Here is a 24,225-nt window from a genome sequence, read left to right as displayed (position 1 = left end):
ATGACACCCTACGCACGGCGAAGGCGCACCGACGCACGGCGGGGGCCCTGACGCGGGCCCCGTGCGGGCCCCGGTGCGGGCGAGCGGCGCGGGGGTCCGCGTCATGTGGGTCCGCGTCGCGGGAGTCCACGTCACGGCGTCCCACCGGCGCGTTCCTCGTCCTCGCGCTCAACGACCTTGCCAGGGGCGCCACTTACACGGTCGAGTATCACCGGGCCGGGCCGGGCCAGGCCGGGACGGTCGGTCCGGCGCCTCGGAGGGGGGAGACATGACCGCGCTGCCGTACCAGGAAGGCCCGTGGACCGACGGTCACATGGTGGTCTGTGGCGATGACGGGCTCGCCCGCCGGCTGGCCGCCGAACTGCGCGACATCTACCGGCGGCACGTCGTCCTCGTCGTGCCCGACGGTCAGGCGGGCGAGGCGGGGACGGAGCCGGCCGCCGCGCGTCGTCCCGGGGTGGCTCCACCGCTGCGGGAGCTGTCCGCCCCGGCGCCGACGCGCGAAGCCCTGCGGCGTGCCGGGGTGGACGAGGCGGCCGCGCTCGCCCTGCTCTACGAGGACGACGAGACGAATCTGCGGGCGGCGCTGGCCGCGCGCAGGCTCAACCCGGGGCTGCGGCTGGTCGTCCGCATGTACAACCGCAAGCTCGGCGACCACCTGGAGGGGCTCCTCGACCAGGCCGCCCTCGTCACCGCGTCCGCCGCGGACCGGACCGTCCTGGACGCGTCCACGACCGTGCTGTCCGACGCGGACACCGCCGCCCCCGCGCTCGTGGCCACCGCCATCGCCGACACCCGCAAGGTCGTCCAGGCCGACGGACTGCTGCTCCGTGCGGCGGAGCGCCCGGCCCCCGGCCGGGGCGAGGTGTCCGATCCCGGCCTGTGCACCCTCGCCCTGCTGTCCTCCACCGCCGGCGACCCCGCGGGGGCCGAAGGCTCCGACACCAGCGGCTCGCAGGGGCCCGAGCTCCTCCCCGAGGACCGGACCGTCCAGGCGTCCCAAGGACGGGGAGCCGTCGTCCTGGAAGCCGTACGCCGGTCCGGGCCCGCCCTGCCGCCCCGGCGGTTCGCGCGACGCGGAGCGCCGCTGGGCGAGGTGTTCTCCAGCCGGTTGCGGTGGGCGGTCGCCGGCGTCGTGGCCGCGGTCCTCGCGCTGACCGCCACCACGGCCGTCCTGACCGACGCCGACCCCACGCACGCGGCGTACCTGACCCTGCTCGACCTCTTCTCGATCAACGACCCCGCGCTCGACGGCTCGACGACCCGGCAGGTCCTCCAACTGCTGTCCGGTCTGGTCGGCCTGGCCCTGCTGCCCCTGCTCGTGGCCGGAGGCCTGGAGGCGCTGGGCACGTTCCGCGCGTCCGGTGCTCTGCGGCGCCCGCCACGCGGACTGTCCGGGCACGTCGTGCTCCTGGGGCTCGGCAAGATCGGCGCCCGGGTCCTCGCCCGGCTGCGGGAGTACGACGTCCCCGTCGTCTGCGTCGAGCAGGACCCGGACGCCCGCGGCATCCCCCTCGCCCGGGACCTCGGCGTCCCCGTGATCCTCGGCGACGTGACCGAGGACGGCGTCCTCGACGCGGCCCGCGTCCACCAGGCCGACGCCCTGCTCGCCCTCACCAGCTCCGACACCACCAACCTGGAAGCGGTCCTCGCCGCCCGGGCCCTCAAGGGCGACCTGCGCACGGTCCTGCGGATCTACGACGACGACTTCGCCACCGCCGTCTACCGCACCCTGCGCTCCGCCCACCCCGACGCCGTCACCCGCAGCCGCAGCGTCTCCCACCTCGCCGCACCCGCCTTCGCCGGCGCCATGATGGGCCGCCAGATCCTCGGCGCGATCCCCGTCGAACGCAAGGTGCTGCTCTTCGCCGCGCTCCTCGTCGCCGGCCACCCCCAGCTGGAAGGCCGCACCGTCGCCGAGTCGTTCCGCCCGAACGCCTGGCGCGTCCTCGCCCTCGACACCGCCGACCCGGCCGCCCGCCGCCCCGACCTCGCCTCCACCCCCCACGGAGGCGAGCAGCCCCAGCTCCTGTGGGACCTCCACCCCGGCTACGTCCTCCAGCCCCGGGACCGGGTCGTCATCGCCACCACCCGACGCGGCCTCGCCGAACTCCTCGCCGTCGTGCCCGGCCGTTGACGTGCCGACGCCGTCCGGCCAGGGCCTCCGCCGACCGCTCCGGCCCCCTCCCTGGACCGTGGGGGCCCTTCGGCCGGCTCCGGGCCGAAACGGCGTACGAACCGGTCCGCCCCCTGCGGGTCGCCCGCTCCCCCTCGTTCCGGGAAGGGATCCGAAGGGGCTCAGGCAGACGGAGACACCTCTTTCTACAGATTTGTAGAGGAGTGGTGGTCGCTGGTCGGGAGCCGGCCCGGAACGCCCCGCCCCCGGCGACGTGCGCGGCGCCGGTCGGCCGCGCATGCTCGAAGCATGTCCGAGGTGACGACCACCGACCTGTACGAGGTCACCATGGCGCTCTCGTACCTGCGGGAGGACATGCGGGCACCGGCCACGTTCAGCCTGTTCGTGCGGGACCTTCCGCCGGGGCGGGGCTTCCTGGTCGCCGCCGGCCTGGAACCGGCCCTCGACCGTCTGGCGCGGTTCCGGGTCGGCGACGCGGACGCCGAGGAGTTCGCGACGGCGCTGCGGCGGCCCGTCGCGGACCTCGCACCGCTGCGCGGACTCTCCTTCGACGGGGAGGTGCGGGCCGTTCCGGAGGGCAGGATCGTCCTCGCCGGAGAGCCGCTCCTGGAGGTCACCGCGCCGCTCCCCCAGGCGCAGCTGGTGGAGACCTGCCTGCTGTCGCTGCTCTGCCACCAGACGGCGGTCGCCTCCAAGGCCGCCCGGTGCGTGCTCGCCGCCGCCGGGCGCCGACTGGTGGACTTCTCGCTCCGCCGGACCCACGGCCCCGGGGCCGGCGTGCAGGCGGCCCGGCTGTGCGCCCTGGTTGGGTTCGCGGGCACCAGCAACGTCGCCGCCGCCTGCCGGTACGGCATCCCGGCGGCCGGCACGATGGCCCACTCGTACGTCGAGTGCTTCCCCTCCGAGGAGCGGGCGTTCCGCGCCTTCGCCCGGACCCACCCCGGTCCGGTGACGTTCCTGGTCGACACCTACGACACCGGGCGCGGGGTCGCGACCGCGGCCCGCGTGTTCGCGGACCTCGGGCTCGCCGCAGGATGCGCGGTCCGGCTCGACAGCGGCGACCTGGGGGCGCTGGCCCGCCGGGCCCGTGCCGCGCTCGACGCCGCCGGGCTGACGGACGTCCGGATCATCGCGAGCGGCGGCCTGGACGAGTACGGGGTGGACCGGCTGGTGCGGGAGGGCGCGCCGATCGACGCGTACGCCGTCGGGACGAAGGTCGGCACGGCCTCCGACGCGCCGTATCTGGACGCCGCGTACAAGCTGGTCGAGTACGACGGCCGGCCCGTGATGAAGCTGTCGTCCGCCAAGGTCACGACGCCGGGCCCGAAACAGGTCTTCCGCGGGCCGGGGCTGCGCGACGTCGTCGGCCTGGCGAACGAGGAGCCGCCCGAGGGCACGGAGCCGCTGCTGCGGACCGTGATGCGCGGCGGGCTCCGCACCGGGCCACCGGACACCCTCGCGGCGGCCCGGGCCCGCTTCGAGGCGGACCTCGCGGAACTCCCGGAGTCGGCACGGAGCATCGACGGGCCGGTCCCGCCGGTCCCCTCGGCGTCGACCCGGCTGTCGGCGCTGACGGCCGTGGTCCGGCACCGGCTCGCCGCCCGGACCGGGGCGGGACCGTAGCGGAAGGGAGGCGCGATGGCCTGGCTGGTGACCGCGTCGGGGGCTCTCCTGGTCCTCGTCATCCTCCGGGACGTCTTCCACACCCTGTGGCATCCGACCCGTCACGGCGGCCTGAGCAGGCTCGTCATGCGGACCGTCTGGCGCGTGTCGGCCCATCGCGGCTCGCGCCGGCGGCCGGCCGGGCTCGCCGGCCCGCTCGGCATGGTCGCGGTCGTCGCCGTGTGGGCCCTGACGGTGGCCGTGGGCTGGGCGCTCGTCTACTGGCCCCACATGCCGGACGACTTCTCCTACGCGTCCGGGCTCGCCCCCGGCGAGCACGCGAGCCCGGTGGACGCCCTGTACGTCTCCCTCGTCACCCTGGCCACGCTCGGGCTCGGCGACATCGCTCCGGCGACGGGATGGCCGCGCGTGCTGGCCCCGATGGAGGCCCTCGTGGGCTTCGTCCTGCTGTCCGCGACCGTGGCGTGGATCCTCGGCGTCCACCCGGCCCTCGCCCGCCGCAGAACGCTCGCGCTGCGCCTCTCGCACCTGCGCCGCAGCGCGACGACCACCCGGTCCCTCGACTCCGGCGGCGGTGCGGCGATGCTCGACGGGCTGGCGTCCGGCCTGGCCACCGTCGACTTCATGCAGTACGCCGAGTCGTACTACTTCCACGACGCCGACGAGCACACGGCCCTGCCCCGGCAGCTCGGCTACGCGCTGGGCCTCGCCGCGCGGGCGGCGGAGGCGGACCATCCGGACGTGCGGCTCTCCGCGTCGGTCCTGGACAGGGCGCTGGACGACCTCGCCGGCGTGCTCGACGAACGTTTCCTGCGCACGGGCGGCGGACCCGGGCAGGACTTCGCGGCCTTCGCCCTCGACCACGGGCAGCCCTGGGAGACGGACGGCCCTCCCGCTGCCCGTGGACGCGGGTGACCCTGAGGACTCGACCGCTTCGGGGAGCGGGCGGCCTCGGGGCCGGACCCGTCGCCGGCCGGTCACGGCGGCATCGGCGCTCCCCCGGGCCGACGACGCTGTGGTGCTCCACTTCAACCGCGCCGCCGATCTGCCGTGCGCCTACACCGGCTTCGCGACCTGCCCGCTGCCGCCGGCCGAGAACCGGCTGCCCGTCGCGATCGAGGCCGGAGAGAGGATCCCCCGCGAGCGCCGCCGCTTCCGTCGCGGTCGTCCGTGGGCCGGCCCCCCGGCCGAACCGGTCACCGGGGTCGCCGGCCCGAGGGTGACCAGGAGCACGCCGGCGCCCGCGGTGACCAAACGGCCGCGGGCGCCGGTGAGCCGGCCGATACCGATGGGGCCCGGCTTCCGGCCCCGGTCGGCATGCCGACCGGAGGGGGCGGGGCTCAGCCTCGCGACAGCTCTCCGAGCAGTTTCCAGGTGCGGCGGCGGTCGTCCTCGCCGCTCAGGTCCGTCGCCGTGAACACCACTTCCGTCGCGCCCGCGTCACGGTAGCGGCGGATCTCGGCGGCCACGGTCTCCTCGTCACCCAGGACGGCCAGGTCGGCGGCCCGGCCGGCGCCGGAGAGTTCGATGACGCGCTGGTAGGAGGGGACCCTCTCGTAGAGCGCGAGCGCTTCCGCCGCGCGCCGCCGCACTCCCTCGGCGTCGTCCGTCACCGCGCCGGGCACGAGCGCCACGATCCGGGGCGCGGGCCGGCCCGCCGCGTCCGCCGCTGCGGTCACGGCCGGGACGATGTGCTCGGCGAGCGCACGTGGCCCGGCCAGGAACGGAAGGATCCCGTCGGCGAGTTCGCCGCTCACGCGCAGGGCCTGCGGCCCCATGGCCGCGACGAGCACCGGCACCGTCGGCCGGGCTCCCGGCACGGACGCCGAGTAGGGCGTCGTCGCGGTCAGCAGCTCGCCGTGGAAGTCGGCCTCCCCCGTTTCGAGGAGGGGCCGCAGGGCGGTGAGGAACTCCCTGAGCAGACCGATGGGCCGCTGGTACGGAAGCCCGAACGCGCCCTCGGTGAGGTGCCGGGTGCCGAGGGCGAGCCCGAGGTGGTAGCGGCCGCCGGTGGCGGCCTGTGCCGTCTGCGCCTGACTGGAGACGAGCAGCGGATGCCGGCCGAAGATCGGGAGCGCGGCCGTCCCCACGTGCAGGCCCGGCACCTCGCGGCCGACGATCGCGGCCAGCGAGGGCGAGTCGTACGCGAAGGACTGACCGAACCATCCCGAGTGGAGACCGGCGTCCCTCGCCTCGCGCGCGAGGGCGACGGTGTCGTCCAGGGGGAGCTGCCGGGAGGTCGAGCTGAGCGTCACTCCGAGATTCATGTACGCCCCAACAGGTGCCTCCCTCCCCGGAATTCCTGCTCCGGGCGAATCGCCCGGGGGACCGCCACCGTCGGGGCCGGGACGGACGGCTCAGCTCCGGTCGGCGACCGGCTGCCCCATCCACCAGTTGCCGGCGGCTTCGGGATCCGGGCTGGTCCAGAACTCCACGACGGCGCTGGTGAATTCGGCGGGCGACAGCGTGCCGTCGCCGTCGGTGTCGAGGTGACGGAACGCCTCGGCCGCGTCCTCCTCGGTGAACCCGGGGAAGTGCCCACGCTGGAAGGCGAGGAACTCGGCGGGGCTGACCCGCCCGTCCTGGTCGATGTCCGCGATCCGCAGGTAGGTCTCGGCGATCCTGCCGAGGGTGGCCTCGGCGACGCCGGGGCTGTCGGCCAGCGCGCGGGTCGAGGCGACGAACCGCTCCCGCGGGATCCCGTCCTCTCCGGCCGGCAGGAACGGCAGGTGCACCTCCCGCCAGATGCCCAGGTAGGCGTCGACGATCCGGCGCGCCTCCGGGGAGCCCTCGGCGTGCCCGAGGGAGGACGCCACGCGGCGTCCCATCACCACGTGGTCGTCCTCCGTCAGCACGCCGTTGCCGTTCACGTCGAGCTGGTCGAAACCACGCTCGATCTTCGCCGTCAGAAAGTCCCGACCGGTCATCGCCGCTCCTCGTTCCGCGTGTCCTGCGGCAGGACGCGGGGTGCGCCTGCCACGCGGGGCAACGAGGCGCCGCCCGGAAGGAAACGCTCTGGCCGGATCAGCTGCCGGTGGTCGCGGCCGGGTCGCACGTCCGCAGCCCGGTCACGTAGTTGCCGTCCGTCCCGTAGCCGGCGAAGGTCGCCCGCTCGCCGGACGGGATCACACGGCACGGGGCCCACTGTCCGTTCGTGTAGTCGACCGTTATGGCGACCGCGTCGCCGCAGCCGTTGTGGACGTCGGTGTAGCGCCAGCCCTGGGCGTACTCCACGCAGGCGGGGGCGGCGGACGCGGTGGCCGCGGCGGCGGACGGGGCGGCGGGCAGGGAGAGCAGGAGCCCCGCCGAGGCGAGGGCCGCCGCGCGCGGCAGACGGTTCATCAGATCGGTCATGCGATGCATCTTCGAAGCACTCCCAGCCTTGCGCAAGTGTCTGCAAACATTTTCAGACAGATCCGACGCTCGGGTGTATCACCGCAGTTCACCTGACCTTCAGGGATCTGCAAGCGCTTCCCTTTTTTCAAGTCCGCCTGCCGCAGTTCGTCAGCGCTGCAGCGTCAGCAGGCCCGGACGGTAGGGCCACTGGCCGTAGTCCCCGCCGGAGCCGGGGGCGCGGCCCTGGTAGAGGAAGCGCAGGTTGCAGGGGTCGACCGTGAAGGTCTGGTCGGCGCTGGTGCGGATCAGTTCGCCGTGGCTGATGTCGTCGGTCCAGGTGGCGCCGCTGTTGGCCTTGCCGGCGAAGGGGTTGCTCTCGGTGGCGGCCTGGGGCGTCCAGGTGCCGTTCAGGCTGGTGGCCGTGAACGAGCGGAAGTACCGGCCCTGGGAGCCGATCGCCTCGACGATCATGAGGTAACGGTCCTGGCCCTGCAGCTTGTAGACCTGCGGGGCCTCGAACAGGTTGTTCGTCGTGTCGCTCATGATCGTCGTGTACGACGAGCCGAAGCTGGCCGGGAAGTTCCCGATCGGCATGCTCGCCCGGTAGATCCTGCCGTTGTCACCGGCGAAGAACAGGTGCATGTTCCGGTCGTCGGCGATCAGCGTCTGGTCGATGGGCCCCGTTCCGGAGCCGGTGATGGATCCGGAGAAGAGCTCCTGCTCAGCCGACCAGCCGTTCGGGTTGGTGGGGTCGGTCGACGTCCGGTAGGAGAAGGCGGTCCTGCCCCACTGGTAGGCGAGCACCCAGATGTTCTTCGGCGCGAAGTAGAAGAGGGTGGGGGCGACGACGGACGTCGACATCGCGTTCTGGGACGCCGAGGCCATCTCGGACCAGTCGGTGAACGGGCTGAAGTTCATCGAGCCCCAGCCCGCGCCCGTGCCCGCGGCGCCGTGCGTGGTCGCGTAGACGAGGTGCCGCCCGTTGTGGGGGGCGACGGTGAAGTCCTTCAGCGAAGCCCATCCGGCCTTGGGCTGCGCCAGCGCGCCCGTCGACGACCAGCGGTACGTCGAGGGGAGGGCACAGGTGCCGGGGGTGCCGCCGCCGGCGACCTTGACGAGCTGCCACTGCTGGTTGGCGCCGCCCCAGTCGTCGTACTGGACGACGTTCGCGCCGTCGGCGGTGGAGCCGCCCTGGACCTCCAGGGCCTTGCCGCTGTGGCGGGCGACGAGGCGGACGTGGCCGTCCGGGCTGTCGGCGAGCCGCCACTGCTGGTTGGTGCCGTTCAGGTCGGTCCACTGGACGATCGCGCCGCCGTTGGCGGTGGAGAGGTTGTGGACGTCCAGGACCTTGCCGGAGTGGCGGGACTTGACGCGGTAGTAGCCGTCGCCGGAGGCGACGAACTGCCACTGCTGCTGGTTCTGGTCGTTCCTGGTCCATTGGGTGATGCGGGCGCCGTCGCCGGTCGCGAGGTTGTGGACGTCCAGGGCCTTGCCGCTGTTGCGGTTGACCAGGACGTACCAGGCGTTGGTGTCGACGGTCGCCGCGGCGGCGGGCGGGGCCGTGAGGAGAGTGGCCCCGAGCAGCAGGGACGACAGGACCGCGAGGACGAGCCCCAGGACCAGGGGCGGGCGGTGGAATCTCATCAGGAGAGCTCCTTCGGGGAAGAGGGGTGGGGTGCGTCCGACGAGCCGCGCGGCGGCCGCGTCGGAGGATCGGGGGCGGGGGCGGGAGCGGGGGCGGCGTAGGGGTGGAGGAGGCCGCACATGCCGAAGCCCGGTTCCGCCGGGTGCTCCAGCCGGGCCACCTCGCCGTGGTCGAGGTGGGAGAGGTCTCCGGCTCTGAGGGCCGCCAGCTGGGAGCCGGTCGCGAGGGCCGCCGCCAGCGGGCCGTCGCGCCAGCGGAGCCACCAGGCGTCCAGGAGGTCCCGCTTCAGCCGGTGGGCCGCGGCGTGGAACTCCGCCAGCCCGCCGTCGCGCAGGGCCAGGAAGCCCTCGACCGCCAGGTCGCGGCGGCGGCGTGCCGCGACGGCGTGGTCGCCGGTCAGGGTGGCCGCCGCCCGGTAGGCCTCGGGATCGGCGAGGACGGCCGGGGGGAAGGTGAGGACGGCGTCGCCCGCCTCGGGGAGCCCGCTGTTCTGCATGAGCACCACGAGGCGCAGTCCGCCGGTGTCGACGAGGCGGTGGATCGTGCCGGGGGTGAACCGGACGACGTCCCCGGGACGCAGCGGGGTGTCGGCGAAACCGGAGGCGGTGAGGGTCTGGACGCTGCCCTCACCGGCGATGACGACGTACGCCTCCGAGCAGACGAGGTGCATGTGGGGGGTGCCGCCGCGGAGCCCGTCGGCGGCCTCCCAGTCGTACACGGTCAGCGCGGAGATCCCCACGCCGCCGGGGAGGGGGCTCACCACGGGTGTTCCTGGACGTGGCGGGAGAGGCGGGCGGGGGTCCACGCGCCGCTGGCGACGACGATCCGGTAGCGGCGCGCCAGGGTGTCTCCCGGGGCCAGCGGCAGTTCCTCGTCGAAGGCCAGGGACGGGTTGACGGCGGGGATGGGCTCGCTGCGGACGAACCAGCGGCCGGGGGCGGCCGGATCGTCGAGGAACAGCAGCGTGGAGGCACGGTCCACCTCGTCGTGCCGGCCGACGAAGGCCAGCCGGTCGCCCTTCTCCCCCATCGCCGGGCCGATCACCTCGCCGCCGGTGAAGTCGCGCGGGCCGCGCCAGAACAGGCCGGAGTATCCGGCGAGTTCCCTGCCCTGGGTGCCCGGGCTGCCGAACACCAGGGTGCTGTCGTGGACGTTGGTGAGCGCGGTGGTGACCTCCAGGGTCCAGGAGTCGGCCTCGACGTCGCACGCGGTCAGGGTGCGGCGTTCGTCGATCCAGTGCTCCCCGGCCATCGTGTGCCAGGCCAGGTCCTCGGTGATCCGGGCGCGGCCGTGCTCCGTCGCGGCGGACACGGCGAGGCTGCGCATCGTGCCGAGGTTCGGCAGGTCGACGTAGCCCCGGCCCCGCAGGTAGGTGCCGCCGCCCCAGAAGTTCTGGCCCGACACCCACGACGCCGTGAACTGGACGCCCTTGTGCCAGCGGTGGTCGTGCGGCCGGTAGCCGGTGACCGTGTCGCCGGCGAGCGTGCGGACCGGATGCAGATAGGGCTTGGGTGCCTCGAAGGGGTCCATGACCGGCCGGTGCACGTACCGGAAGAGGTCGACCCCGCGCGTCCTGACGGTCAACGAGTCGTCCTGTTCGACGATTTCGAAGGTCATCGGAACACCTCCGGGCGGCCGCCGTGGAGCGAGCCGTAGAACGGGTCGGCCGGGTCGATCTCGCCGCGCCGGACGGGGCGGCCGGTGATCGCGGCCTTGTACAGGGCGGTGACCAGTTCCATCGTGGGCCGGCCGAGGTCGGGCCGGGTGCCCGCCTCGTAGGCGTCGAGGAAGGCGGCGAGCTGGGCGGTGTGCGAGCTGGGCAGGTCGTCGGGCGGCTCCCACGTCACGTCCGGCGACCCGGGGGTGAACGTCCAGTCCGCGTTGGAGTAGCCGTAGAGGTGCCGCAGTTCGACCGTGGCGTCGGTGAGGTCGAAGCGCAGGTAGCTCTCCTCGCGCGGGGACAGGACGCTGTTGACGACCGTCGCGAGGGCTCCGTTCTCGAAGCGGACCAGGGCCGCGGAGACGTCCTCGGTCTGGACGTCGCGCTCCAGGCGGCCGGCCATCGCGCGGACCTCGGCCCACGCCCCGAGCACGTCCAGCATCAGGTCCATCTGGTGGATGCCGTGGCCCAGGGTCGGGCCGCCGCCCTCGCTCCCCCAGGTGCCGCGCCAGGGCACGTCGTAGTAGGCGTCGTCGCGGTACCAGGCCGTGACGCACTGGGCGACCAGGGGACGGCCCAGGGTCCCGGCGGCGATCCGGTCGCGCAGGTACCGGGCGCCCGAGCCGTACCTGTGCTGGAACACCGCGCCCGCGGCGGCGGGGCCCTCGGCGGCCTGGATCCGGTCGAGCTCGGCCAGCGACAGGGCCACCGGCTTCTCGCACCACACCCACGCTCCCGCCTCCAGGCAGGTCACGGCCTGTTCGGCGTGCAGGAACGGCGGCGTGCACAGGTGCACGACGTCGGGGCGCTGCTCGCGGAGCATGGTGGGGAGGTCGGTGTGGACGGCGGGGATGCCGTGCTCGGCCGCGAAGGCCTCGGCGCGCAGGGCGTCCACGTCGACGGCCGCCACGATCTCGGCCCGGTGCGCCTGTGCCCGGAGGGCGGGGACGTGGCAGATGCCGGCGATCCCGCCCGTTCCGACGATCGCCGTCCTGATCATCCGCCCAGCACCTTCCTGATCGCGTGGTAGGCGGGCTTGGGCGCCAGGTTCTCGTCGTAGGGCAGGGCGGCGCCCTCGCCGGGGAAGACGGAGGGGATCCACGAGTACTTGTCGGTGTAGTCCCAGATGGTGACGCCGACGCACTTGCGGACCTCCAGGCAGGCCTTGACGTAGTCGGCGTACCAGGCGGCCTGGGTGGCGAGCTTCTCGGGGGTGGCCGGGAGCTCCATCCGGATGTCGAGTTCGGTGACCGCGACCTCGACGCCGAGGTCGGCGAAGCGCTGGATGTTCTCCTTGACGCCGGCGGGGTAGCCGTACTGGAGCGCCAGGTGGCCCTGGAGGCCGAAGCCCTCGACCGGGACGCCGTCGGCCTTGAGCTGCTTGATGAGCGCGTAGTAGGCGTCGCTCTTGGCGTTGATGCCGTCGACGTTGTAGTCGTTGAGGTAGAGCTTGGCGTGCGGGTCGGCCTCGTGGGCCCAGCGGAGGGCGTCGGCGATGTAGCCGGGGCCGAGCGTCTTGTAGAAGATCGACTCGCGGTAGGTGCCGTCCTCGTTGAAGGCCTCGTTGACGACGTCCCAGTGGATGACCCGGCCCTTGTAGTGCCGTGCGACCGTCTGGATGTGGTTCTTGAGGACGGGGCGCAGCTCCTCGGCGGTCCAGGTGCGGTCGGTGAGCCAGGCGGGGAGCTGGCTGTGCCAGACGAGGGTGTGGCCGCGGACCTTCTGGTGGTGGGCCTTGGCGAAGGCCACGACCTCGTCGCCGGCGGTGAAGTCGAAGACACCGGGCTCGGGTTCGGTGGCGTACCACTTCATGGCGTTGCCGGGGGTGGTCTGGCCGAATTCGCTGCCGAGGAGCTTCAGGTAGGCGGCGTCGGTGAACTCGGGGTTGTCGGTGGCGGAGCCGAAGTACTTGTGGTGCTTCTTGGCGAGTTCGCCGAGCGTCTTCGGGCGGGGCTCGGCGGTCGCGGGCGCGGCGGCGAGGCCGGCCGCGAGGCAGACGGCGGCGGACAGGGCGACGAGGTGCCGGGGCAGGGGCATGGGGTGCCTCCTCGGGGGTGGTCGGGCTCAGTCGAGGACGATGGTGGTGAGCGCGCGGGGGGCGAGCTCGGCCGTGAGGGTGGTGCCGTGGACGGAGGCGACGGCGGCCGGGGCGATCGAGCGGGTCTCGTCGGTGACGTAGGCCTCGGGGTGCCGGTCGTGGCCGCCGCGCAGGCTGAAGGTGGTGGAGGTCTCGGTGGTGGCGGTGTTGAGGATCTCGATGACGCGGCTGCCGTCGGTGTTGCGGAAGGCGGTGATCCGGAGGGCCGGGTCGGGGTCGGTGACCGGCACGCGGACGGCGTCGGGGCGGATGAAGCGGCTGAAGGCGGCGAGCGCCCAGTACCGCTTGGAGACCCGGTAGTCGTCACCGGGGTCGGCGAGCTGGATGAGTCCCCGGGTCGCGCCGAGGGACGCGCCGGTCCAGTAGACGTAGGCGCTGGCGTTGCCGACGGTCAGGGTGTTCTGGATGTCGGCCGCGACGGTGAGGCCGTCGTAGCCGCTGCCGTCGTCCCAGTTCTCGTTCCAGGTGGTGCCGTCCGGTGACCATTCCGACATCCACACGCGCTTGTCGGTGGGCTGCGGGACCGTGGTCGGACCGCTGTAGCGGTGACCGGTGATGGTCTTCACGGTCTTGTCGGCCTCGGGGTCCGCCTCGATGGCCTCGGTGAAGGCGACCTGCCGGTCCCAGCCGGCGGCGTCGCAGCAGACCACTTCCGTCTTGAGTCCGGAGGCGCGGACGGTCGGCCCGAGCACCTTGAGGAAGTCGACGGCCTGCTGCGGGGTGAACCGCATCGAGGCGTAGGTGGCCGTCCAGTCGGGTTCGTTGGTGAACCCCAGGTCGGTGATGCCGATGCCCTCCCGCTGGTAGAACTTCGCGTACTGGACGAGGTAGTTCGCGTACGCCCGGCGCCATTCGGGCCGCAGCTCGCCGCCGTCGTTCTCGCTGTCGTTGGTCTTCATGAAGGCCGGCGCGCTCCAGGCGTCGGCGAAGAACCGCTTGACGCCGTACTTCTTGGCCTCCTTGGCGAGCCAGACCTGGCCGCCGTCCCAGCCGTCCCAGACGTACTGCGGGGTGGCGTCGGGGCCGCCGGGGTCGGTCGGCAGGATCGTCGGCATGTGGTCGTAGACCCGGTCGGTCGACGAGCCGATGCCGAGGCGCAGGATGGACAGGCCGGCGCCCTTCTCCTTGCTCAGCAGCAGGTCGAGCACCTCGCGCCGCTTGGCAGGGCTGAGGCCGCGCGCGCCGTGCAGCAGGTCGGCCCGCTGGAAGGCCATGGAGAAGCCGAATCCGTCGATGGGCTGGAGCGCGCCGCGGAAGTCGACGGTGGTGCGGGCGGTGGCGGTGGCGGCGGGAGCCAGTGGGTCCGCCGACGCGGCCTGAGTTGTGAGCGCTAACAAAATGACGGTCGTCAGTGCGGTCAGACGTTTCACGAGGGTCTCCTGGGAGGGGGACGGGGGCGCGGGTCAGCCCTTGGTGGCGCCCGCGGCGAGGCCGCCGATCAGCTGCCGTTCGGCGACGGCGTAGAAGGCGAGGGCGGGGACCATGGCGAGCACGATGTACGCGAGGACGAGCGCGTAGTCGGTCGAGTACTGCCCCTGGAACTGCTGGACCCCGACCGGGATCGTCTGCCACTTCGGGTCGTTGAACACCAGCAGCGGCAGGAAGAAGTTGTTCCAGCTCGCGACGATCGCCAGGACCGAGACGGTGCCGAGCGCCGGCCGCGCCATCGGCAGCAGGATCCTCCAGAAGAAGCGGAACTTGCCGCAGCCGTCCATGACGGCCGCCTCCTCGACCTCCGCCGGGATGGTCCGGAAGAAGCCGCGCAGGATGATGATCGTCATGGGGAGCCCGAAGGCCGCCTGCGGGAGGATCACCCCGAGCGGGTGGTCGAGCAGGCCGAAGGTGCGCAGCATCAGGAAGAGCGGCAGGACGGCGACCGCGAACGGGAACATCAGCCCGATCGTGAACAGCCCGTAGAACAGCTCCCGGCCGCGGAAGGCGTACCGGGCGAGGACGAACGCCGCCATCGCGGAGGCCGCCACCGTGACGAAGGCCGTGCCGATCGCGATGCCCGCGCTGTTGGCGATCTGCCGCCAGAACATCCCGTCGCCGAGGATGCCGGTGTAGTTGCCGATCTTCCATTCCTCCGGCAGCCCGAAGGGGTTGCCGGTGAGCTCGCCGGTGCTCTTGAACCCGGAGATCACCGCGTAGACCAGCGGTACGACGACGAACGCGCCGATCAGCCAGATCACGGAGTGCAGCGAGAGGCCGCGTGCGGTCCGGCGGACGTTCATCGGCCGCCTCCCGAGGTGACGGCGCCGCTGAGGTCACGGCGGAGCACGTAGCGCTGGTAGAAGAGGGAGAAGACCAGGCTGATCATGAACAGGACCACGCTGATGGCACTGGCGTAGCCGACCTGGTACCGCTTGAACCCGAACTGGAACATCGCGATCGCCATCGTCTCGGAGGAGTGGTTGGGCCCGCCCGCGGTCATGACCCAGACGAGGTCGAAGAGCTGGATGGAGCCGATGACCGAGAGGAAGACGCTGATCCGGATCGTCGGGCCGAGCAGCGGCAGCGTCACGTGCCGGAAGCGCTGCCAGGCGCCGGCGCCGTCGAGGGACGCGGCCTCCAGGATCTCCGACGGGATGCTCTGCAGCCCGGCGAGGAAGAGCATCATGTGGAAGCCGAAGTACTTCCAGACCATGACGACGAAGAGGGTCGGCATGACCGTCGAGGGATCGGCGAGCCACCTGCCCTGGAGGCTCTCCAGGCCCAGGAGCCCGGCGAGGTGGTCGGCCATGCCGGAGCCGGGCAGGAAGATCATCGTGAAGAGGACCGCCGTGACGACCTCGGACAGGATGTACGGGGCGAAGAACAGCATCCGGTAGACGGCCCGGCCCCGCAGCCTCTGGTTGAGCAGGACCGCGGTGAACAGCGCGAACGGCAGCTGCACGGTGAGCGACAGGACGATCAGGTACAGCCCGCGCCCCAGGTCGCCGAGGAAGACCCGGTCCTCGAAGAGCCGGGTGTAGTTCGCGAAGCCGACGAAGTCGTCCAGGGGGCCGATGCCGCCCCACTTGTAGAAGCCGGTGAAGACGGCGACGACGATCGGGGCGAGGACGAAGACGAGGAAGAGGACCAGGGCCGGGACGAGGAACCAGGCGACCGCGGCCCAGTCCCGCCACCCGCGCGGCGACGGACGGCCCGGGGCGGGCGGGCGGCGTACCGGCACGGCGTCCTCCGTCCGCTCCTTCGCCAGGGCGGGCACGGAACTAGGCACTCTTCGCAGCCTCGGTGATCGACGCCGTGACCTGATCGGGCGTCTTCTTGCCCGCGATGAGGTCGGCGACGCTGTCGTTGACCTCCTGGCCGACCGCCGGCGGATAGGCCTGGTCGAGGAAGAGCTGGAAGCCCGTCGCCTTGACCAGGCTGTCGGCCACCACCTTCTTGTTCGCGTCGGTCAGCCCGCTCTCCGCGCCCTTCACCACCGGCAGGTAGCCGTTGGAGGCCAGCAGCTTGGCCTGGTTCTCCAGGACGAAGAACCTGAGGAAGTCCAGGGCCTCCTTCGGGGCTCCCTTGCGCAGCGCGAAGCCGCCACCGCCGCCGAACACCTCGGTGGCCTTCCCGACGCCGCCGTCGACCGTCGGGAAGGGGAAGAACCCCAGGTCCGCTCCGAGGTCGGCACCGGCGTCCTTCTGCACCGACGGGCCCCACTGCCCCATCAGCTCCATGGCGGCCTTGCCGTTGCCCATGGTCGCCGCCTGGCCTCCGGGGGTGGCGTAGCCGGCGCCGAGGAAGGACGGCTGGAAGGGCTGGAGGTCGACCAGCTCCTTGAGGTGGGCGCCCGCCTGGACGAAGCCGGCTCCGGTGAAGTCCTTGCTGGTGGAGGCCTGTTGCAGTGCCGGGAGGCCGGCGACGCGCATCGCGAGGTAGGCCCAGTAGTAGTGGCCCGGCCACTTCTCCTTGCCGGCGAGGGCGATCGGGGTGACGCCGGCCGCCTTGAGCTTGCCGACGGCGTCGAGGAACTCGGCCCAGGTGGCGGGGGGCGCGGTGATCCCGGCCCGGGCGAAGAGCTTCTTATTGTACCAGAAGCCGACCATGCCGATGTCGTACGGAACCCCGTAGGTGCGGCCCTCGATCTGGTAGGCCTGCAGCGAGACCGGGGTGAGCTCGGACGACCAGTCGAGGACGTCGGTGAGGTCCTCGACGAGCCCCGCGTCGACCTGCTGCCGCAGCACGCCGCCACCCCAGGTCTGGAAGACGTCCGGGAGCTTCCCGGACGAAGTGGTCGCCGTGAGCTTGGACTTGAACGCCTCGTTCTCCAGCGAGGTCGTGTGGATGGCGACGTTCGGGTGAGCGGACGTGTACGCGGCGGAGATCTCCGGGAAGAGGGACTTGCCGGGCTCGGTGGTGGCGATGTTCCACCAGTCGAACGACACCTTGCCGTCGGCGGATGTGCCGCCGGAACCGTCGGCCCCGCAGGCCGCGGTCAGGGAGACGGACAGGGCGGTCAAGCCCGTGAGTGCCAGGAAGCTGCGTCGGCTCGTGAGGGCGCTGGCCATGGGACCTCCGGGATGGGGAATGCCGGGGCGGGCGGCGAAACATTTTCGAAATACTCTCGAATTCCGCGCTGCCACAAACTAGGAACGTGAGGCTAATCGGTCAAGACCCCGCGCCAATTTCTTTGCGTCTCCCGTCTGTTCGCAGGGTTGACAAGCAGTCGGACCGCCCGGAAACTCGTCGAAAGTTTGCGATACCCGTCGTCGGCCGGAAGCATCCGCGCAGAGGAGAGAAGTTGAGCGAGCAGCGCCCGACCCTGGCCGTCATCGCCGCGGAGGCGGGGGTTTCCCAGGCCACCGTGTCCAAAGTGATCAACGGCCGCTCCGATGTCGCCCCCTCGACGCGCGAACGGATCGAGGGCCTGCTGCAGGCACACAACTACCTCCCGCCCGGACGGCAGGGCAGAGGCCGCGGATCGGGTCTCGTCGACCTGATCATCGGCGGCCTGGACAGCGCGTGGGCGGTGGAGATCCTGCGCGGCGTCGAGGCCGAGTGCGCCCGGCGGAGCGTCGCCACCGTCGTCTCGCTCGTCCCGCCGGGCGAGGCCTCGCCGTCCGGCTGGACCGCCCTGCCGGCCCTGCACCGCAGCGACGGCGTCATCCTCGTCACCGCCTCGGTCACCCCGTCCCAGCGCGCCCAGGTCGAGCGGACCGGGGCCGCGCTGGTCGTCATCGACCCGATCGACCTGCCGGGCAACGGCGTGCCGAGCGTCGGGGCGACCAACTGGGCCGGTGGCCTCGCCGCCACCGAACACCTGCTGGAGCTCGGACACCGCCGGATCGCCGCGATCGGCGGACGCAAGGAGATGCTCTGCAGCCAGGCCCGCATCGACGGGTACCGGTCGGCCCTGGAGCGGGCCGGTGTCGAGGTCGACCGCGCTCTGATCCGCTTCGGCGACTTCCAGCACGAGGGCGGCTTCCGGTGCGCCCAGGAGCTGCTCGCCCTCCCCGAGCCGCCGACCGCCGTCTTCGCCGGCAGCGACCAGCAGGCGATGGGCGTCTACGAGGCCGCCCGGCAGGGTGGACTGAGCATCCCGCGGGACCTCAGCGTGATCGGCTTCGACGACCTGCCGATGTGCGACTGGCTGTCGCCGCCGCTGACGACGGTGCGTCAGCCGCTGGAGGAGATGGGCCGGGTCGCCGCCCGCACCCTGTTCCAACTCATGGACGGCCAGCCCCTGGTGAGCCCCCGGATGGAGCTCTCGACCGAGCTCAGGGTCCGGCTCTCCACCGCCCCGCCTCGCCCCTAGGAGCATCCCTTGAACGAGCCCCGGCGCACCCCCCTCCCGCCCCTGCCCGGGCGTGGCGCCTTCGCTCCGCACGCCCCCGCGGACACCCCGGTCGGCCGCGCGCCGACCCTCGTACGGCCCCCGTCCGAGCGCGCGCCCGCCTCCTTACGGCCCCCGCTCGGACGGGGGCCGGCTTCCGTACGATCCCGGTTCGGCCCCGCACCGGCCTCCGCACGATCCCGGCTCGGCCTCACGCCGACCTTTGTACGGCCGCCGGCCGGCCACCCGCCGGTCCCCCTGCGTCCTCCGGCCGCCCGCCGGAGGGCCGACGTCGTTCCGGTCCCGTGAGCGCGTCCTTCGACGAGCCCGTGCTGCCGGGGTTCCGGCCCGATCCGTCCGTCTGCCGGGTGGGAGCGGACTACTACCTGGTGACGTCCAGCTTCGAGTGGTTCCCGGGCCTTCCCGTCTTCCACAGCCGCGACCTCGTGCACTGGCGCCGCATCGGCTCCGCGCTCGACCGGCCGTCCCAGCTCGACCTCGACGGGTGCGGACCCTCGCGCGGCCTGTTCGCGCCCACGATCCGCCACCACGACGGGGAGTTCCACCTCGTCTGCACGCTGATGGACGGTCCCGGCCATTTCGTCGTCACGGCGACCGACCCGGCGGGGCCGTGGTCGGAGCCGCGGTGGCTGGAGGGGGACGGCTTCGATCCGTCACTCTTCTTCGACGACGGCGACGGCGACCACAGCACGCGCGGCGACCGCGCGGGCGAGAGCGGAGAGGGCGAGGGCGAGGGCGGAGAGGGCGAGGGCCGCGGCCGCGCCTGGTTCACCGCGGCCCGCGTCCTGGACGAGGCCGCCGGCCGCACCGAGATCTGGATGCGCGAGTACCTGCCCCGCGAACGGCGGCTCACCGGCCCCGAGCACGTCCTCTGGTCGGGGAGCCGGGCGGACGCCCGATGGCCGGAGGCCCCGCACCTCTACCGGATCGACGGCTCCTACCTCCTGCTCACCGCGGAAGGCGGCACCGAGGCCGGCCACAGCGTGGTCGCCGCCCGCGCCCCCCGCGTCACCGGCCCGTACGAGGGTGCCCGCGGCAACCCCGTGCTGCCCCCCGCCACGGGCCCGGTGACCTGCACCGGGCACGCCGACCTCGTGCGGACCCCCGAAGGCGACTGGCGGGCCGTCCTCCTGGGCGTCCGCCCGGGCTCCGCCATCGGGCGCGAGACCTTCCTCGCCGGGGTGACCTGGAGCGACGGCTGGCCGGTCTTCTCACCCGTCGCCCTCGGAGACGACCGTCCCCGCCCTCCCCTCCACGACGACTTCGCGGTCCTCTCCGCCGACTGGAGCTGCCTGCGCACCCCGCGCGTGCCGTTCTGGACCACCGGCGACGGACTCCGGCTCCGGCTCCGCCCGGAACGCCTCGGCGAACGCGGCAGCCCGTCCCTCCTGGTCCGGCCCCAGGAGCAACCCGACTGCGACGCGTCCACCGAACTGCACTTCGCCCCCGCGGCGCCGTACGAAGAGGCCGGCCTCGCCGTCGTCCTGGACGACGACGCCCACCTCCTCCTCGTGCGCACGACGGAGGGGCTCGTCCTGCGGCGCGGCCCCGACGTCCTGGCCCGCGCCGGGCTCTCCCCCGACCCCGTGCGCCTGGGGGTCCGCGTCCGCGGCCTCACCCACACCTTCGCGCACGCGGGACCGGACGGTGCCTGGCGGGACCTGGCCACGGTCGAAGCCGTCTTCCTCACCCCGCTGTTCACCGGCGTCCAGGTCGGTCTCTACGCCACCTCCCACGGCCGCCCGTCCACCCGTGACGCCCGTTTCGCATGGTTCGACCTCAGGTATCCGCATCCGCGGGATTCTCCGGGCCGGTAGCGGCGCCAGCGGGCGGCGCATTAACGAGCATTTCTCCACGCCGACCGGGGCATTCCAGCCGCTCCGCTATTCCCTGTGCCTTCCGCGACGAAATCTTTCGTCACAGGAATTCCGAAACATTCTCGAAACTGTTGACATGCCCCTGTCGCATTTCCACACTGATTTCCGAGGCGGCTCGACTTATTCGCCGCCACCACGGTGTCGTTCCTCGAATCTCGCGTCCTGCCGACGCACGCCCTTTTCGCATGGGCGCGGACGCGCAGACGGGGATTCCTTCCACCGTGCTCACATCATTCCGCGATGTCCCCCCCCTGGAGGTCCAGCAATGCGTTCACCCACTCTTCTCGCGTCCGGGGTCCGCCGGAGAATCGGCGGCCTGGGCGCGGCGCTGGTCGTCGGTGTCCTCGGTTCCGCCGCCGTCCTGGTCGCGCCGCAGGCCTCGCAGGCCGCCGAGAGCACCCTGGGCAGCGCGGCGGCGCAGAGCGGCCGGTACTTCGGCACCGCCATCGCGTCGGGGCGGCTCGGCGACGCGACGTACACGACGATCGCGAACCGGGAGTTCAACTCGGTGACCGCCGAGAACGAGATGAAGATCGACGCCACCGAACCCCAGCAGGGCCGGTTCGACTTCACCGCCGGCGACCGCGTCTACAACTGGGCGGTGCAGAACGGCAAGCAGGTGCGCGGCCACACCCTGGCCTGGCACTCCCAGCAGCCCGGCTGGATGCAGAACCTCAGCGGCAGCGCGCTGCGCCAGGCGATGAACAACCACATCACCGGCGTCATGACCCACTACAAGGGCAAGATCGCCCAGTGGGACGTCGTGAACGAGGCCTTCGCCGACGGCACTTCGGGGGCCCGGCGCGACTCCAACCTGCAGCGCAGCGGCAACGACTGGATCGAGGTCGCCTTCCGCACCGCCCGCGCCGCCGACCCGGCCGCCAAGCTCTGCTACAACGACTACAACGTGGAGAACTGGACCTGGGCCAAGACCCAGGCCATGTACGCCATGGTCAAGGACTTCAAGCAGCGCGGCGTGCCCATCGACTGCGTCGGCTTCCAGTCGCACTTCAACAGCGACAGCCCCTACCACAGCAACTTCCGCACCACCCTGCAGAACTTCGCCGCCCTCGGCGTCGACGTCGCCATCACCGAACTCGACATCCAGGGCGCCTCGGGCACGACGTACGCCAACGTGACCAACGACTGCCTGGCCGTGCCGCGCTGCCTCGGCATCACCGTCTGGGGCGTGCGCGACACCGACTCCTGGCGGGCGGAGCACACGCCGCTGCTCTTCAACGGCGACGGCAGCAAGAAGCCCGCGTACACCTCCGTCCTCAACGCCCTCAACGCCGTCTCCCCCACGCCGACTCCCACGCCCACCCCCACCCCCTCCCCCGGCTCCGGCCCGATCAAGGGCGTCGCTTCGGGCCGCTGCCTGGACGTGCCCGGCGCCGTCACCACCGACGGCACCCAGATCCAGCTGTGGGACTGCAACGGCCGCGCCAACCAGCAGTGGACCCTCACCGCCGCCGGTGAGCTCAGGGTCTACGGCGACAAGTGCCTGGACGCCGCCGGCACCGCCAACGGCGCCAAGGTGCAGATCTACTCCTGCTGGGGCGCCGACAACCAGAAGTGGCGCCTCGCCTCCGACGGCTCCATCGTCGGCGTGCAGTCCGGTCTCTGCCTCGACGCCGCCGCGAGCGGCACCGCCAACGGCACGCAGATCCAGCTCTACTCCTGCTGGAACGGCACCAACCAGCGCTGGACCCGTGCCTGACCGGGTCCGTTGACACCCGCACCACGGAGGGGAGCCAGGACGTTCCTGGCTCCCCTCGGCGCGCTCAGGCGGAGGAAGGGTTGCCGTAGTAGGCATCCGGGCCGTGCTTGCGCGTGTAGTGGCGGTCCAGGAGGTGCCGCGGAGGTTCGACCGTGCCCAGGGCCATCGTGCGGAGGGCCATCTCGGCCACCGCCTCGCAGATGACGGCGTGCTCCAGGGACGCGGTGGCGTCGGCGCCCCAGGTGAAGGGGCCGTGGTGGGCGACCAGGGCGCCGGGGACCTCGCGGGCCCGGGTGTCGTCACGGCCGAGCAGGTCCACGATGACCTGGCCGGTGTTGTACTCGTAGTCCGTGGCGCACTGCTCGGGGGTGAGGGGCGCGGTGACGGGGACGGGGCCGTTGAAGGTGTCCGCGTGGGTCGTGCCGAGCACCGGTATCGGGCGCCGGGCCTGGGCGAAGGCGACGGCGTGGGTGGAGTGCGTGTGGGTCACGCCGCCGATGGAGGGGAAGGCCAGGTAGAGGCTCCGGTGCGTCTCCGTGTCGGTGGACGGCCGCAGGTGGCCCTCCACCACGCTCCCGTCCGCCAGCGAGACGACGACCAGGTCGTCCGCGGTCAGGACGTCGTAGGTCACGCCCGAGGGCTTGATGACGAAGACGCCGGCCTCCCGGTCCACTCCGCTCACGTTGCCCCAGGTGAGGGTGGCGAGACCGGCTCGGGGGATGCGGAGGTTGGCCTCCAGCACCTCGCGGCGCAGCTCCTCGGAGACGGCGGTGCTCACGGTGGGCTCCCTCCTGGTGGGCGCGGTCACAGGCCCTGCGCCAGACGGTGGTAGGCCTGGTTCCAGCGCAGCTCGTGCGTGAAGCGCCGGACGGTGGTGTCCTCGTCGATGACGGCGAGTTCGGTCCGCAGCATCTCGGCGAGGTCGTCGAGCTCCTCGCCGCCGAGGGCGGTGGTGAGGACGGTGTGGTGGGGTGCTCCGGCCGTCAGCCACGCCTCGGTGGAGGTGCGCAGGTCGGGGCGCGGGCGCCAGACGGCCCGGGCGACGGGGAGGCGGGGCAGCGGCTCGGGCGGGGCGACGACGTCGATGTGGTTGGCGACGAGGCGGAACCGGTCGCCCATGTCGGCGAGACCGACGACGACGGCCGGACCGGGGTCCGCGTCGAAGACGAGACGGACCGGGTCCTCGCGTCCGCCGATGCTCAGCGGATGGATCTCGCAGGAGGGCCTCGCCGTCGTGAGGGAGGGGCAGACCTCCAGCATGTGGGCGCCGAGGATGAGCTCCTGGCCGGGCGTGAGGTCGTAGGTGTAGTCCTCCATGAAGGAGGTGCCGCCGGGCAGGCCGTGCGCCATCGCCTTGAGCGTGCGCAGCAGGGTGGAGGTCTTCCAGTCCCCCTCGCCGCCGAAGCCGTACCCGTCCGCCATCAGGCGCTGCACGGCGAGCCCGGGGAGCTGGCGCAGGCCCCCGAGGTCCTCGAAGTTGGTGGTGAAGGCGCGGAACCCGCCTTCCGTGAGGAAGGTGCGCAGCCCGGCCTCGACACGGGCGGCGTAGCGCAGGGAGTCGTGGCGCTCGCCGCCGGGCCGCAGCTCGGGAGCGAGGGCGTAGAGGTCCTGGTACTCCTTGACGAGGGCGGTGACGGTGTCGTCGTCGGCGGCGTCGACCGCGGCGACGAGGTCGTTGACGCCGTACGTGTTGACCGAGACCCCGAACCGCAGTTGCGCCTCGACCTTGTCGCCCTCGGTGACGGCGACGTCGCGCATGTTGTCGCCGAACCGGGCGAGCTTGAGGGTGGTGAGTTCGGCGCGGCCGACGGCGGCGCGGGCCCAGCCGGCGATGCGGTCGACGACGTCGGGGGCGGAGACGTGGCCGGCGACGGTCTTGCGCGGGACGCCGAGGCGGGTCTGGACGAACCCGAACTCGCGGTCGCCGTGGGCGGCCTGGTTCAGGTTCATGAAATCCATGTCGATGGTGGACCAGGGCAGTTGCCGGTTGGCCTGGGTGTGCAGGTGGAGCAGGGGCTTGCGCAGGGCGTCGAGGCCGGCGATCCACATCTTGGCCGGGGAGAAGGTGTGCATCCAGGCGATCAGGCCGATGCAGCGGTCGTCGGCCTCGGCCTCCAGGCAGACCGCGCGGATGGCGGCCGCGTCGGTGAGCACCGGCTTCCACACCAGGCGGACGGTCATCTGCGGCTGGCCGGCGAGGGTGTCGCAGATGGCGCGGGACTGGTCGGCGACCTGGGCGAGGGTGTCGTCGCCGTAGAGGGACTGGCTGCCGGTGAGAAACCAGATCTCACGGTCGGGCTGGGCGGGCGTCATGTCGGGTGTGCTCCTCGGAGGTACT

Annotated in this window: 20 protein-coding genes and 1 pseudogene; 7 read left to right on the top strand and 14 right to left on the bottom strand. The window is 72.5% G+C overall.

All coding sequences use genetic code 11. From position 1 onward, the window contains the following. Positions 1–268 precede the first annotated feature (268 nt). From IE245_RS26175 to IE245_RS26160, 4 genes and pseudogenes are all read left to right on the top strand, one after another. Positions 269–2,137: an NAD-binding protein gene (locus IE245_RS26175; RefSeq protein ID WP_229851518.1), complete on the top strand. Its 1,869-nt coding sequence runs from the start codon at positions 269–271 to the stop codon at positions 2,135–2,137. Between the two features lie 288 nt (positions 2,138–2,425). Beyond that, positions 2,426–3,760, top strand: a complete 1,335-nt coding sequence (locus IE245_RS26170; RefSeq protein WP_189951808.1) for a nicotinate phosphoribosyltransferase — start codon at positions 2,426–2,428, stop codon at positions 3,758–3,760. Positions 3,761–3,775: 15 nt separating this feature from the next. After that, positions 3,776–4,675, top strand: coding sequence for a potassium channel family protein (locus tag IE245_RS26165; protein WP_189951806.1), 900 nt, complete (start codon positions 3,776–3,778; stop codon positions 4,673–4,675). Between the two features lie 82 nt (positions 4,676–4,757). Beyond that, positions 4,758–4,907 (top strand): annotated as a pseudogene (locus IE245_RS26160) (DUF1684 domain-containing protein); the annotation flags it as partial. A 193-nt stretch (positions 4,908–5,100) separates the two neighbouring features. Here the strand turns inward: IE245_RS26160 and IE245_RS26155 are convergent. The 12 genes from IE245_RS26155 to IE245_RS26100 form a co-directional block, all read right to left on the bottom strand. Continuing rightward, positions 5,101–6,027 (bottom strand): LLM class F420-dependent oxidoreductase, encoded by a 927-nt coding sequence (locus IE245_RS26155; RefSeq protein WP_189951804.1) that lies wholly within the window; start codon positions 6,025–6,027, stop codon positions 5,101–5,103. A gap of 90 nt (positions 6,028–6,117) precedes the next feature. Further along, positions 6,118–6,687, bottom strand: coding sequence for an EF-hand domain-containing protein (locus IE245_RS26150; RefSeq protein ID WP_189951803.1), 570 nt, complete (start codon positions 6,685–6,687; stop codon positions 6,118–6,120). Between the two features lie 97 nt (positions 6,688–6,784). Next, positions 6,785–7,114, bottom strand: a complete 330-nt coding sequence (locus IE245_RS26145; RefSeq protein ID WP_229851517.1) for an alpha-amylase inhibitor — start codon at positions 7,112–7,114, stop codon at positions 6,785–6,787. Positions 7,115–7,264: 150 nt separating this feature from the next. Further along, positions 7,265–8,740: a non-reducing end alpha-L-arabinofuranosidase family hydrolase gene (locus IE245_RS26140; RefSeq protein ID WP_189951800.1), complete on the bottom strand. Its 1,476-nt coding sequence runs from the start codon at positions 8,738–8,740 to the stop codon at positions 7,265–7,267. Continuing rightward, a complete protein-coding gene (locus tag IE245_RS26135) occupies positions 8,740–9,501 on the bottom strand; it encodes a cupin domain-containing protein (RefSeq protein ID WP_189951988.1) in 762 nt (253 codons plus the stop codon). Before IE245_RS26135 ends, IE245_RS26140 begins: the two co-directional genes overlap by 1 nt. Next, positions 9,498–10,358, bottom strand: a complete 861-nt coding sequence (locus IE245_RS26130; protein WP_189951798.1) for a DUF6807 domain-containing protein — start codon at positions 10,356–10,358, stop codon at positions 9,498–9,500. The genes IE245_RS26135 and IE245_RS26130 overlap by 4 nt, the downstream gene beginning before the upstream one ends. Further along, on the bottom strand, positions 10,355–11,401 hold the full coding sequence (locus IE245_RS26125; RefSeq protein WP_189951796.1) for a Gfo/Idh/MocA family protein: 1,047 nt from the start codon (positions 11,399–11,401) through the stop codon (positions 10,355–10,357). Before IE245_RS26125 ends, IE245_RS26130 begins: the two co-directional genes overlap by 4 nt. After that, complete coding sequence (locus IE245_RS26120) at positions 11,398–12,438, bottom strand: endo-1,4-beta-xylanase (RefSeq protein ID WP_189951793.1); 1,041 nt, start codon at positions 12,436–12,438, stop codon at positions 11,398–11,400. The genes IE245_RS26125 and IE245_RS26120 overlap by 4 nt, the downstream gene beginning before the upstream one ends. A gap of 27 nt (positions 12,439–12,465) precedes the next feature. Next, positions 12,466–13,869: a glycoside hydrolase family 30 protein gene (locus IE245_RS26115; RefSeq protein ID WP_189951791.1), complete on the bottom strand. Its 1,404-nt coding sequence runs from the start codon at positions 13,867–13,869 to the stop codon at positions 12,466–12,468. A gap of 33 nt (positions 13,870–13,902) precedes the next feature. Beyond that, on the bottom strand, positions 13,903–14,733 hold the full coding sequence (locus IE245_RS26110) for a carbohydrate ABC transporter permease (RefSeq protein WP_189951789.1): 831 nt from the start codon (positions 14,731–14,733) through the stop codon (positions 13,903–13,905). Then, positions 14,730–15,701, bottom strand: a complete 972-nt coding sequence (locus tag IE245_RS26105; RefSeq protein ID WP_373305402.1) for a carbohydrate ABC transporter permease — start codon at positions 15,699–15,701, stop codon at positions 14,730–14,732. Before IE245_RS26105 ends, IE245_RS26110 begins: the two co-directional genes overlap by 4 nt. 13 nt (positions 15,702–15,714) lie before the next feature. Continuing rightward, positions 15,715–17,004: an extracellular solute-binding protein gene (locus IE245_RS26100; RefSeq protein WP_189951787.1), complete on the bottom strand. Its 1,290-nt coding sequence runs from the start codon at positions 17,002–17,004 to the stop codon at positions 15,715–15,717. A gap of 233 nt (positions 17,005–17,237) precedes the next feature. Here IE245_RS26100 and IE245_RS26095 point away from each other — a divergent pair, with 233 nt between their 5' ends. The 3 genes from IE245_RS26095 to IE245_RS26085 all read left to right on the top strand — a co-directional run bounded on the left by IE245_RS26095 (position 17,238) and on the right by IE245_RS26085 (position 21,887). Next, complete coding sequence (locus IE245_RS26095) at positions 17,238–18,251, top strand: LacI family DNA-binding transcriptional regulator (protein ID WP_189951785.1); 1,014 nt, start codon at positions 17,238–17,240, stop codon at positions 18,249–18,251. A 323-nt stretch (positions 18,252–18,574) separates the two neighbouring features. Then, positions 18,575–20,107 carry a glycoside hydrolase family 43 protein gene (locus IE245_RS26090; protein ID WP_189951783.1) on the top strand — a complete coding sequence of 511 codons (1,533 nt, stop codon included), beginning with the start codon at positions 18,575–18,577 and terminating at the stop codon, positions 20,105–20,107. A gap of 325 nt (positions 20,108–20,432) precedes the next feature. After that, a complete protein-coding gene (locus IE245_RS26085) occupies positions 20,433–21,887 on the top strand; it encodes an endo-1,4-beta-xylanase (RefSeq protein ID WP_189951781.1) in 1,455 nt (484 codons plus the stop codon). Between the two features lie 64 nt (positions 21,888–21,951). Here the strand turns inward: IE245_RS26085 and araD are convergent, their stop codons facing one another. Continuing rightward, on the bottom strand, positions 21,952–22,665 hold the full coding sequence (gene araD, locus IE245_RS26080) for an L-ribulose-5-phosphate 4-epimerase AraD (protein ID WP_189951779.1): 714 nt from the start codon (positions 22,663–22,665) through the stop codon (positions 21,952–21,954). A 26-nt stretch (positions 22,666–22,691) separates the two neighbouring features. Further along, positions 22,692–24,200: an L-arabinose isomerase gene (gene araA / locus IE245_RS26075; RefSeq protein WP_189951777.1), complete on the bottom strand. Its 1,509-nt coding sequence runs from the start codon at positions 24,198–24,200 to the stop codon at positions 22,692–22,694. Between the last annotated feature and the right edge of the window lie 25 nt (positions 24,201–24,225).

The sequence above is a fragment of the Streptomyces roseolus genome, assembly GCF_014649855.1.
GTDB lineage: Bacteria > Actinomycetota > Actinomycetes > Streptomycetales > Streptomycetaceae > Streptomyces > Streptomyces roseolus.
Note: the sequence above shows the minus strand (reverse complement) of the source record. Positions and strands in the feature narration are given on the sequence as shown.